General features: G+C 33.2%; 11 protein-coding genes. All 11 read left to right on the top strand.

Going from position 1 to position 12646, the window contains the following annotated elements:
* Positions 1–3 precede the first annotated feature (3 nt).
* The 11 genes from RBH29_RS05570 (at position 4) to RBH29_RS05520 (ending at position 12637) form a co-directional block, all read left to right on the top strand.
* Positions 4–744: a cohesin domain-containing protein gene (locus RBH29_RS05570; RefSeq protein WP_306695781.1), complete on the top strand. Its 741-nt coding sequence runs from the start codon at positions 4–6 to the stop codon at positions 742–744.
* 298 nt (positions 745–1042) lie between these two features.
* Complete coding sequence (locus RBH29_RS05565) at positions 1043–2578, top strand: YifB family Mg chelatase-like AAA ATPase (RefSeq protein ID WP_306695780.1); 1536 nt, start codon at positions 1043–1045, stop codon at positions 2576–2578.
* A 98-nt stretch (positions 2579–2676) separates the two neighbouring features.
* Positions 2677–3789 (top strand): DNA-processing protein DprA, encoded by a 1113-nt coding sequence (gene dprA / locus RBH29_RS05560; protein WP_306695779.1) that lies wholly within the window; start codon positions 2677–2679, stop codon positions 3787–3789.
* A gap of 76 nt (positions 3790–3865) precedes the next feature.
* The gene (gene topA / locus RBH29_RS05555) at positions 3866–5962 is read left to right on the top strand and encodes a type I DNA topoisomerase (protein WP_306695778.1); all 2097 of its coding nucleotides are present in this window, start codon (positions 3866–3868) and stop codon (positions 5960–5962) included.
* Positions 5963–5977: 15 nt separating this feature from the next.
* The gene (gene trmFO, locus RBH29_RS05550) at positions 5978–7279 is read left to right on the top strand and encodes a methylenetetrahydrofolate--tRNA-(uracil(54)-C(5))-methyltransferase (FADH(2)-oxidizing) TrmFO (protein WP_306695777.1); all 1302 of its coding nucleotides are present in this window, start codon (positions 5978–5980) and stop codon (positions 7277–7279) included.
* Positions 7280–7838: 559 nt separating this feature from the next.
* The gene (gene flgB / locus RBH29_RS05545; protein ID WP_306695776.1) at positions 7839–8252 is read left to right on the top strand and encodes a flagellar basal body rod protein FlgB; all 414 of its coding nucleotides are present in this window, start codon (positions 7839–7841) and stop codon (positions 8250–8252) included.
* A gap of 3 nt (positions 8253–8255) precedes the next feature.
* Positions 8256–8690 carry a flagellar basal body rod protein FlgC gene (flgC, locus tag RBH29_RS05540; protein WP_306695775.1) on the top strand — a complete coding sequence of 145 codons (435 nt, stop codon included), beginning with the start codon at positions 8256–8258 and terminating at the stop codon, positions 8688–8690.
* 43 nt (positions 8691–8733) lie between these two features.
* Complete coding sequence (fliE, locus tag RBH29_RS05535) at positions 8734–9045, top strand: flagellar hook-basal body complex protein FliE (protein WP_306695774.1); 312 nt, start codon at positions 8734–8736, stop codon at positions 9043–9045.
* A gap of 46 nt (positions 9046–9091) precedes the next feature.
* Positions 9092–10657 (top strand): flagellar M-ring protein FliF C-terminal domain-containing protein, encoded by a 1566-nt coding sequence (locus tag RBH29_RS05530; protein ID WP_306695773.1) that lies wholly within the window; start codon positions 9092–9094, stop codon positions 10655–10657.
* A gap of 179 nt (positions 10658–10836) precedes the next feature.
* Positions 10837–11859, top strand: a complete 1023-nt coding sequence (fliG, locus tag RBH29_RS05525; protein WP_306695772.1) for a flagellar motor switch protein FliG — start codon at positions 10837–10839, stop codon at positions 11857–11859.
* Entirely contained in the window at positions 11852–12637 is a 786-nt protein-coding gene (locus RBH29_RS05520; protein WP_306695771.1) for a FliH/SctL family protein, read from the top strand. The genes fliG and RBH29_RS05520 overlap by 8 nt, the downstream gene beginning before the upstream one ends.
* The last annotated feature ends 9 nt before the right edge of the window (positions 12638–12646 follow it).

Raw genomic sequence — 12646 nt, 5'->3', positions numbered from 1 at the left:
AAAATGAAAAAAATTATTTTAGGTTTAATTGCAGGTGTAGTTTTAAGTACAGGTATTTTTGCTTTGGCGGCAACTGGTTCATGGACGGCAGTGGCTCCTAACTTTGATGTACTTGTAAGAGGTGAAATTTTTGAGCCAGAGGATCCTGCAGTTGTTATTGATGGAAGAACATACTTGCCACTAAGAGCAATGAGTGAAGCTTTAGATGTTGACATTGATTGGGATGGTGACGCAAGAGAAGTACATGTTGACATGGAAGGCTACAGTCAAGGGTCATCTGATGAAGTAGTAGAGCATGAAGATATTACCATGGGAAGTGATGCAGTTGAAGCTAGCCCTGGTGAAACTATAACAATACCTGTGAAGTTTTCTAATGTTCCTTCTGAAGGAATAAACAGTGGAAATTTAAGAATATCTTTTGATAATGAGAAAATTGAATTGACAGGTATAGAGGGTGGGGATATAATAAACAACCCTGAAAATGATTTGCAATATAACATTATGAATGAAGAAGGTGCGGTAACTCTTTTATATGTTGAGGCAAGACAATTAGGTGAAGGAATGATAGATACAGATGGAGTATTTATCACAATTGAAGCTGAAGTAAAAGAAGATGCCCTTGATGGAGTTGATTCAGACAGCTTAAGTGCTGAGTTTACTATAGACGAGAGTAAATTTGAAGATTACGATTTTAATGAAATAGGAGTTATACCTTCACTAGGTGAAATAGAAATTAAAAAATAAAGTACATAAATAATTTTTTCTTTGAAAAACGAGAGTGAGCATGTTGCTTTCTCTCGTTTTTTGATGCTAAAATGCAATAATTATAATTTTTTCCTGTCCTAGAATTAAAATATATGATAAAATATTAATAATTCATAAAAAGAAAGTTTTCGATATTTTATATGTTGCAAAATTAAAAATTTTATATATTGTTATAATTTGTGATATAATAAAATAAAGAAGGTTGTTTATCAAAAAGTCATAAATCACATTGCGTTAATAAAGTCTATTCAAAAACTTATTTCATACGAGGTGAAATATGCTTTCCAAAATTAAAAGTCTGGGTTTAATGGGTATCGATGGATATGTTGTTTTGGTTGAAACAGACATATCAAACGGGCTTCCATCTTTTGATATGGTTGGTTTAGGTGATACTGCTGTCAAAGAATCAAAGGAGCGGGTGAGGGCTGCTGTTAAAAATGCTGGATTTAAATTTCACGTAAATAGAATAACGGTAAATCTTGCACCTGCTGATAAAAAGAAAGAAGGCTCAGCTTTTGATCTTCCTATAGCATTGGGAATTTTGGCAGCAACCAGACAGATAAATGATAATAATATTGACAAAAGTGCTTTTTTAGGCGAATTGTCTTTAGATGGTGAAATCAAACCTGTTAAGGGAATCCTTCCAATGGCTATAACTGCGAAAGAAAATGGTCTTAAAAACATATTTCTGCCTGTGGAAAATGCAGATGAAGCTGCTGTTGTATCGGGTATAAACATTTACCCTGCAAAAAGCATTAAAGATGTTGTAAATCATTTAAATAAAATTAAAAATATAGACAAATATGTTGTGGAAAGGGAAGATATTTTTAAAAACAATATGTCTTATGATGTTGACTTTTCAGATGTAAAAGGTCAAGAAACGGTGAAAAGGGCACTTGAAGTAGCAGCCTCTGGTGGACATAATTGTATTATGATTGGAAGCCCAGGATGTGGAAAGACAATGATAGCCAGAAGGCTTCCTACAATACTTCCCTCTATGATTTTTGAAGAAGCTCTAGAGGTTACCAAAATTCATAGCATTGCAGGGGTACTTCCTAAAAATACATCTCTTATTACTCAAAGGCCTTTTAGATCTCCACATCATACCATATCAAATGTGAGCCTGACAGGAGGGGGAAGGTATCCAAAACCAGGTGAGATAAGCCTTGCTCATTATGGGGTTTTGTTTTTAGATGAACTGCCCGAGTTTAACAGAAGTGCATTAGAAGTTTTAAGGCAGCCTTTAGAAGATGGAGCTGTTACAATCTCTAGAGTTAATGCAAGTCTAACATATCCAGCAAGAACTACTCTAATATGTGCAGCAAATCCATGCAAATGTGGTAATTATCTTGATGATTCAAGAGAGTGTACATGTACTCCAAGACAAATACAACAGTACTTAGGGAAGCTCTCAGGTCCTTTATTAGATAGAATAGATTTACACATTGAAGTTGCTTCCATTCAGTATAAAGATCTTGACAGAGAGGAAGAATGTGAGAAGTCAGATGATATCAGAAAAAGAGTTAACATAACTAGAAAGATTCAGCAGGAAAGATATAAAGGTCTTAACATATATTCTAACGCAGAACTTTCACCTTCAATGATTAAAAAATATTGCATCTTAGACGATGAATGCAAAAGTATTTTAGAGAATGCTTTTGAAAGGTTGGGTTTAAGTGCAAGAGCTCATGGAAGAATACTTAAAGTGGCTCGTACAATAGCTGATATGGAAGAGTCGAAGAATATAAAAGCTAATCATTTATTAGAAGCTATACAGTATAGAAGTCTTGACAGAAAAATATGGAGAGGGTAATGTGTCATGAAATTTATACTTGACTAAGATGCAAATACATGATAAATTGATTGCGACAAATAAAGAATATATTATTCTTTTGTAAAAGGAGTGCTGTTATGGTGGATAACAGGCAGTATTGGGTATGGCTTAGTTCAATTCCTGGTATTGGTTCGGTCAAGTCTAAGAGGCTTTTAGAACATTTTAAAGAGCCCTATAATGTTTGGAAGGCAAAAGAAAATGAACTTAGAAAATTGACTTTTCTTACTGGTAAAGATGTATTTAATTTGATGGATGATAAAATAAAGCAACAGGCACAAAAACATTTAGAAAAAATTAACAAGAACAATATAAAGGTTTTAACCATTAATGACGAACTATATCCATATTATCTTAAGAATATATATGATCCACCTATTGTATTATTTGTTAAAGGAAACATTAAAAAAAGTGAAAAATATGTAGCAGTTGTAGGTTCAAGGAAGGCTACTTCATATGGTTTGAGTATGGCTCATACTATTTCGGGTGAATTGTCTAGGTACGGTATTACTGTTGTGAGTGGTATGGCACGTGGAGTGGATTCATATGCTCATAAAGGCATTATAGATGCAGGTGGAAGTACTATAGCGGTGTTGGGCTGTGGATTAGATGTTGTATATCCATATGAAAACAAAAAGCTTATGAAGTCTATTATAGAAAATGGAGCTTGTATATCAGAGTATTTACCTGGAATAGCTCCATTAGCTAATAATTTTCCTGCACGTAACAGAATAATAAGTGGTATGTCTCTAGGAGTTATAGTAATTGAAGCAGGAGAAAGAAGTGGTTCACTTATTACTGCTGATTTTGCACTAGAGCAGGGAAGAGAAGTGTTTGCTCTTCCAGGAAATGTTTGCAGCATAAAGAGTGCAGGTACAAATAGACTAATAAAGGAAGGGGCTAAAATAGTAACAAGCATTGAAGATATTTTAGAGGAAATAAATATAAACTTTAGTGATGAAAATATCGAAAATTATTTTGCAAAAAAAATTTTAAATGACAGGTTTTTTAAAGGGCTTGACAATGAAGAAAGAACAGTGGCTTCATGTCTTAAATCCGAGCCTTCACATATAGATTTAATATCTAAAAAAACAGGTTTTAGTGTTAAACTTGTAAGTTCTATATTAATTATGTTAGAGTTAAAAGGGATAGTTGAACAGCTTCCCGGAAAGATATACAAATTAAAATATTAATATTTATTTGCATAATGACAATATATAATATTATAATAATGTATTGTTATTTGATAATTTTAATTGGAGGAAAAAAATGGCTGATAAATTAGTTATTGTCGAATCTCCCGCAAAGGCGAATACCATTAAAAAGTTTTTGGGAAGAAATTACAAAATAGTTGCTTCTGTAGGACATGTGAGAGATCTTCCTAAAAGTCAAATAGGAGTTGATTTAGAAAATCACTTTACGCCCAAGTATATCACCATAAGAGGAAAGGGAGAAGTAATTTCAAAACTTAAAAAGGAAGCAAAAAAAGCAAAGAAAATATATCTTGCCACTGACCCTGATCGTGAGGGTGAAGCAATTTCATGGCATTTAGCTTATTTGCTTAAATTAGATGATACTGAAAGGTGTAGAATCACTTTTAATGAAATAACAAAAAATGCAGTTAAGAATTCAATAAAATCCCCCAGAGAAATTGATATGTCTTTAGTTGATGCTCAACAGGCTAGGAGAATTTTAGACAGGATAGTGGGGTATAAAATAAGTCCTCTTTTGTGGAAAAAAGTTAAAAAAGGCTTAAGTGCAGGAAGAGTTCAATCAGTAGCTACAAGGCTTATTTGTGATAGAGAAGAGGAAATAGATGATTTTGTTCCAGATGAATATTGGAGTATAACTGCAGAACTTAAAAAGGAAAAAGTAAGAAAGCATTTTAATGCAAAATTTCATGGAATTGACAACAAAAAGCTTGAATTAAAAAGTGAAAAAGAAGTAAATAAAGTATTAAAAGAAATAGAAAAGGAAGAGTTTAAAGTTAAAAAAATTAAAAAGAGTCAGAAAAAGAAATCGCCTCCTGCACCATTTATAACAAGTACACTGCAGCAGGATGCTTCAAGAAAGCTTGGTTATTCTACTAAAAAGACTATGATTGTGGCTCAACAATTATATGAGGGAATTTCTATTGAAGGTGTTGGCACTACAGGTCTCATTACTTATATACGTACAGATTCTACCAGAATATCAGATGAGGCTATGCAGGATACAAAAAGTTATATAGAAGGTAATTATGGTGAAAAATATTTACCTGACAAAAAAAGAACATATAAAAACAAGTCAAAATCTCAGGATGCACATGAATGTATAAGACCTACTGATGTTAACATTCAACCAGATGATATTAAGAGTTCACTATCAAGAGAACAATACAGACTTTACAAGCTTATATGGGGAAGGTTTGTTGCAAGTCAGATGGCTCATGCAACTTATGATACAATAAGCGTTGACATTAATGTAGGAAGATATTTATTTAAATCAAGTGGTTCATCAATTAAATTTAAAGGATTTATTGTACTTTATAAAGAAAGCAAGGACAATGAAAGTGAGGAAGAAAATCTTGTATTGCCTGAACTTTCAGAGGGGGAACAATTAAAGAAAAAAAGTGTTAATCCAAAGCAGCATTTTACTCAGCCACCTCCAAGATATACTGAGGCAGCACTGGTAAAAGCTTTAGAAGAAAGGGGAATTGGAAGGCCGAGTACCTACGCACCTACAATTTCAACAATTCTATCTAGAGGCTATGTAGTAAAGGAATCTAAGGCACTTATGCCTACAGAGTTAGGGAAAATAGTAAATGATATTATGAAAAAGTACTTTCATGATATTGTAGATGTAGAGTTTACAGTTGAAATGGAAAGAAAGTTGGATGATATAGAAGAAGGGGGCAAAAAATGGGAAGAAATTATAGAGAATTTCTATGCTCAGTTTGTTCATGTATTAAATGATGCGGAAGAGAAAATAGGAAACATTGAAATTCCAGATGAAGTTACAGATGAAATTTGTGAAAAATGTGGCAGGAATATGGTTATAAAAATGGGAAGGTACGGGAAATTTCTTGCATGCCCGGGTTTTCCAGAGTGTAGAAATGCTAAGCCTATTTTAGAAGATACTGGTGTAAAATGTCCTAAATGTAAAGGTAAAGTCTATATTAAAAAAACAAGGAAGGGCAGAAAGTATTTGGGGTGTGAAAATAATCCAGAATGTGACTTTATGACATGGGAAAAACCTTCTAAAGAAGAATGCCCTGATTGTGGTAATTTCTTAACCCAAAAGTATTCTGGGAAAAAAGCACAGCTTAAATGTAGCAATGAAGACTGTGATTTTGACAAAATTGGAGAAGATGAAGAAAAAAAATAGTAAGGATTTTTAAATATGACTGATTATATAAATGTAATAGGAGCAGGGCTTGCAGGATGTGAAGCTTCTTGGCAGATTGCCAGAAAAGGAATAAAGGTAAAATTGTATGAGATGAAGCCGTTGTCATTTTCACCGGCTCATCATTTAGATACTTTTGCAGAGCTTGTTTGTAGCAATTCATTTCGCTCAAATCAGCTTGAAAATGCTGTTGGTCTTTTAAAAGAAGAAATGAGAATGTTGGATTCTTTGATAATGAAATGTGCAGATAAAGTAAAAGTTCCTGCAGGTGGTGCCTTGGCTGTTGACAGAGAAGAATTTTCAAAGATGGTAACTGGATATATTAAAAGCAATGAAAATATTGAAATAATAAATAAAGAAATAAAGGATATACCGAAAGAAGGGGTGACTATAATAGCATCTGGCCCTTTGACTTCACAGGGGCTCTCAGAAGCTGTAGCCAGTCTAATCGGTGAGAATTATCTCTATTGTCTTGACGCGGCGGCACCAATTGTTACATTTGATTCTATTGATATGAATAAAGCTTTTAAAGCTGCACGTTATGACAGAGGAACAGATGACTATATTAATTGTCCTATGACAAAAGAAGAATATTATGCATTCTGGAATGAACTGGTAAATGCTCAATTGGCAGATGTTAAAGAATTTGAAAAAGATGTTGTATTTGAAGGGTGTATGCCGGTAGAAAGGATGGCAAAAAGAGGTGTTGATACTTTAAGATTTGGTCCATTAAAACCTGTAGGTTTGATTAATCCGGCTACAGGTAAAGAAGCGTATGCCACTGTGCAGCTAAGACAGGACAATACCTCAGGAACTCTTTATAATATGGTAGGATTTCAGACACAATTAAAATGGCCAGAGCAAAAAAGAGTGTTTAGAATGATATCTGGTCTTGAAAAAGCTGACTTTGTGAGGTTTGGAGTTATGCATAGAAATACTTTTATAAATTCACCAAAGCTTTTAGATTCAGTTTACAAGCTAAAAAATATGCCCAATATATACTTTGCAGGTCAGATTACAGGAGTTGAAGGTTATGTTGAATCTGCATCATCTGGTTTGGTAGCAGGCATAAATGCTTCTATGAATGTACTAAAAAAAGAATCGGTTGTATTTCCAACAACTACTGCAACAGGTGCACTTAGTAATTATATATCAGATAAAAACATACAAAATTTTCAGCCGATGAATGTAAATTTTGGTTTGGTAGATGGTCTTGATGTTAAAATAAAGAATAAAAGAAAAAAAAATTATGAAATTTCAATGAGAGCTCTTAAAAATATTAAGGATATATTACAGTAATATATATGAACTTTAAAAAAATATTTTTACTGTTGAAGTTTTTAAAAATTTGTGATAATATCATTATAAGGTTGTTACGATTTATGGATAATTTCTTTATTACTGGTTTTAAAGTTTAGTTAAGTGCTTAAAAATTTATCGATTTCACCGTAAGACATCTTCTTTAAGATGGGTAATATAAGGCAAAGTTTTATTAAGAGTTCGGGAAGGCATACCATGTAAACTTGTGTAGTGTCTAGATTAAGTAGCTTCTTAAAGCAAGAAACTTTCTTCTTTTAGAGCGAGAAGGATGTCAACAAAATCAACAGTTCATAAATTTTGTTTTTGCAGAATTTAGGATGGTTAAAAAATAAATTGCAGTATTGTAAGCTGGAGGTTATTTTTTAGCTATTCTTAAGTTTTTCAATATAATACATTCTTATATTACATTATAATTGTGTAAGTTCTTTTTAAAGTTTATTAGAAAGTGAAAAGTTAATATGCTATGTAGTGCAAATTTTATACTTAATTTAAAGCAAATTTCATGCAATTCTTTACAATGCTAAAGGAGGTGTTTTTGATGCTTGAAAAGATACTATACCGTACTATGCCGTTAGAAAAGTCGTTAGATGCAGCATTACTCAGAAATGAAGCCATTTCTCAAAACATATCTAACGTTGATACACCTAATTATAGGAGAAAAACCGTAGCTTTTGAAGAGCATCTTCGTGATGCCTTAGGGAGAGACACTATTAACGGAACGAGAACAGATCACAGGCATATACCTATCGGTGCAAAAAACTTTGATGATATTGAGATAAAGATAGGAGAAGATGGAAGTAATTCTGATATGAGACTTGATGGAAACAATGTGGATATTGATAGTGAAATGGCACAACTGGCAAAAAACTCAATTAAATATGATGTATTAGCTCAAAGATTAAATGACGATTTTCGTAGAATTAAAACTGTGATAAGCGAAGGGAGAAGATGATAAATGGGTTACTTCAGATCTCTTGATATAGGAGCATCAGGTCTTACCGCTCAAAGACTACGGATGGATACAATTTCTCAAAACATTGCAAATGTAAATACCACAAGAACTGAAAATGGTGAACCTTACAGAAGAAGAACCGCAATATTTGAAGAAAAATCTCCAGACCCTCCTTTTGCAGAGTACTTAGATGGTGCAAATTCAGCGGGTAAGGGTGTAAGAGTTTCTCGTGTTACAGAGGATATGACGCCATTTAGAAGAATGCATGATCCAGGACATCCAGAAGCTGATGAAGAGGGATATGTAATGATGCCAAATATTGATGTTATAACTGAAATGGTAAATATGATATCAGCTACAAGAGCATATGAAGCAAATGTAACAGCAATAAACACTTCTAAAAATATGTCAATGAAAGCTTTGGAAATTGGAAGATGATAAATTTGTACTACATATTTTTTCAGACTAAGGAGGAATCTTGGTGGATATAAGAGTTGTAAATTCTGTTGGTAGAGAATTTGGATCTGTTTCAGGTACAAGTCTAGTCGGAAAAAAAGAGGATCAAAATATAATTGGTGATTTTGGGAAATATTTAAATAATGCACTTAAACAGGTAAGTGGCCTTGAGAAAGACGCACATACTATAACTGAAGATTTTGCAGCGGGAAAAACAGATAACATTCACCAGGTTATGATTGCAGCTGAAAAATCAGATATAGCTCTTCAGTTTACAATGCAGATAAGAAGTAAAATTATGGATGCGTATGATGAAATAATGAGAATGCAGATTTAAAATTGGTATTACTAAAGATGAATAACCTTTAAAAGGTGGTGTATTCATGTCTGAAGCTTTTTCAAAGTTGCAAAATCAGATTAATGAACTATGGGAAAAACTTGACAAATCTCAAAAGAATAGAGTTTTAATAACGTCTGGTATTCTTTTAGTTGTTCTCACTGTAAGTATAGTAGTGCTTACTAGAACAAACTATGTTCCCCTTATGGTAGTTAATGATTCAAGGGATGCTCAGGAAATAGAAACTGTTTTAGAAGAGCGAAATATAAAGTATAAGCATGGGGATCGAGGAAGTTTGTTGGTAGATTCAAGGGATAAAAATGAGGCGGAATTTGCAATTGCTTCTGCCGGTCTAACTTCTACAGGAATGACATTTGAAGATGCATGGAATTTACTTAACATAAGCTCTACTGAAAGTGATAAAAAACAATTATGGCAAAATTTTAAAACAAACAATCTTATTGCAAAACTTAGAATGTTTGATAATGTAAGTGATGCAGATGTAGATTTAGCGTTGCCTGAAGATTCTATGTTTTTTTCAGGAAGTGAAAGTAATGAGGCAACAGCATTTGTAAGAGTCACACCAAGGGGAAATATTAGTCCTGAACAGGTAAAGGGAATTGTTCAGGTTGTTGCATCCTCAATTGAAGGATTAGATCCTTTAAATGTAACAGTTGTAGATAACAACTTTAATATTTTAAATTCCGACATGGAACCAGGAATGAATGTGCCATCTAGCCAATATGAACTTACTGCACAGGTAAAAGAGGATATGGAAAGAAACATAAGAGCACTGTATGCAGGACGTTCTAATAATTATGATTTCATAAGCGTTGTTGCAAATCCGGTTTTAGACTTTGACCAAGTGTCAACAAAGAGAAATGAAATAGAAAAACCTACTGATCTTGATGAAGCAATTGTAAGCAGTCAGACAACTAGGGAGAATTTAGAAAATTATGCAGGAGAAGATGTTCCACCAGGTATGGATGCCAATCCAGGAGTTGGAGAGGTTCCTGAATATCCGATGGACGGGGGAGAAAATTCTTCTTATGAAAAAAGAACGGAAATAATAAACAGAGTATTTACTGAAACATTAACCGAGGAAGAGAGAGCTATAGGAACAATAAATCCTGAAAAATCTTCAATGACTGTTGCTCTATGGTATGGTCAAAGAGTTCCTGATGACAGTAACATTACACCTGAATTCCTAGAACAGTTTACCCAAGATGTAAGTAATGCTACAGGAATACCGGCAACAAGAATCTCTGTAAGCAAATATCCTTTAGCACCTGAAGAAGAAGTTGTAGAACCATTAGGTGATAGGATAAAGAATTTTATTGATACATATGGGTTCTTTATATTAATGATTTTACTTATAATTGCACTAATGATTGCACTTATGCCGAAAAAGAAAGAAGAGGAAGAAATGGAGCCGGTGCCGGAACTTGCTGCAGAAGGTCCAAGGTTTATTACTCCTGAAGAGGAAGATGTTCCTGAAATAGATCTTGGAGAGCGTTCAGAAGTTAAAAAACAAATTGAGAAAATTGTCAAGGAAAAGCCGGATACAGTTGCAAATCTTTTAAGAAACTGGCTTTCTGATGATTTTGATTAATAATGATTTAAACCTGTGTGAATCATAGGGTTATAATAAAAGAATATAGTTTTTAAGATTATCTACTATAACAAAAGTTTGAGATTTAATAGATTATAAAAGGTTGAAGGATTTTAGGCAAAAAGATATTTTTAAACACTATATTAGACAATAATTACATCAAGGTTTGGGGGTAGTACATGGTGGCTCATGGAGGAACAAAATCAGATTTGACAGGTAAAGAAAAAGCTGCAATGTTACTTATTGCATTAGGTCCGGAAAAATCGGCAGAGATATTTAAATATCTTAAAGAAGAAGAAGTAGAGCAGCTTACTTTAGAAATAGCAAACATAAGATCTGTATCTCCAAAAGAAAAGGAAAAGATTTTGGAGGAGTTCTATCAGATTTGTCTTGCTCAGGATTACATTACTGAGGGAGGAATAGGTTATGCAAAAGAAATACTGGAAAAAGCTCTTGGAACACAAAAAGCGTTAGATGTTCTAAACAAGCTTACGGTGTCTTTACAGGTAAGACCTTTTGATTTTGTTAGAAAAGCAGATCCTTCACAGCTTTTAAACTTTATTCAAAATGAACATCCTCAAACAATAGCGTTAATTTTGGCTTACCTGAGACCACAACAGTCATCTGTCGTTCTTGCAGCTCTTCCGCAGGAAAAACAAGCAGATGTAACCAGAAGAATTGCAATAATGGATAGGACGTCTCCAGAAGTTATAAAAGAAGTTGAAAGGGTGCTAGAAAAGAAATTATCTTCACTTGTTACTGAAGATTTTACTGCAGCAGGTGGTGTGCAGTCAATAGTAGATATATTGAATAATGTGGACAGAGGAACTGAAAAGAACATAATGGAGACTCTAGAAATTGAAGATACAGAGCTGGCAGAAGAAATTAAAAAGAGAATGTTTGTATTTGAAGATATACTTACATTGGACAATCGCTCAATTCAGAGGTTTCTCAGAGAGGTTGAAAATAGTCAGCTGGCAATTGCATTAAAGGGAACAACAGAAGAAGTTCAGGATAAAATATACTCTAATTTGTCCAAGCGTATGGCTGAAATGATTAAAGAGGACATAGAATTTATGGGGCCATTAAGACTTAAAGATGTTGAAGAAGCACAGCAAAAGATTGTTAACATTATAAGAAAACTTGAGGATGCAGGTGAAATAGTAATTTCCAGAGGTGGAGGAGATGAAATAATTGTATAACAAAGTATTTAAAAGCAATCAAATAAATGTTGGTGTTCCGGTTCAAATAAGAAAACCAGTTAATTATCATAATATCAAAAAATTAAATGATTTAGAATTTGATATTGAAAAAAATGAAGATGATATGAATAAAAATGAAGATTACGATGAGCTTATAGAAAGAGCAAAAGAAGAAGCAGAGACTATAATAAAAGAAGCAGAAATTGAGGCTGTTAAGCTTATTGAAGCAGCTCAAATTGAAGGTGATAAATTAAAGGAATCAATTGAAATTGAGGCAAGAGAAGAGGGGTTAAAAAAAGGTTATGATGAGGGTAAAGAGGAGTATAAAAGTTTATTAGAAGAAGCGGAATCTATAAAGAAAAATGCAGAGAAAGAATATAGAGAGGTGATGAACGGAATTGAAAAAGACGCTGTAAATGTGATTTTAGATATTGCAAAAAAAGTTATAGGAGAACAGGTATCTTTAAATAAAGAAAACATTTTTGAAATATTGAGGAAAGGATTTGAAAAGTGTTCTAATAAAGATGATGTTATAATTAAAGTTTCACCTAAAGATCATGACTTTGCAGTTAGAAACAGGGAAAAAATTCTTTCTTTGATAGAGGGTGTAGGTAAACTTGATATAAAAAAAGATTCATCGTTAGAAGAAGGTGCATGTATGATTGAAACACCTTATGGAACTGTGGATGCAGGAGTTTCTACAAAACTTAAGAAAATTGAGAATGCTTTTACAAAGCTTATTGGAAAAAAAGTCTTAGACAAAAGTATAGAAGGTTAAAGGAGTCAC

It is taken from the genome of Herbivorax alkaliphila (genome assembly GCF_030848475.1).
Lineage (GTDB): Bacteria > Bacillota > Clostridia > Acetivibrionales > Acetivibrionaceae > Herbivorax.
Note: the sequence above shows the minus strand (reverse complement) of the source record. Positions and strands in the feature narration are given on the sequence as shown.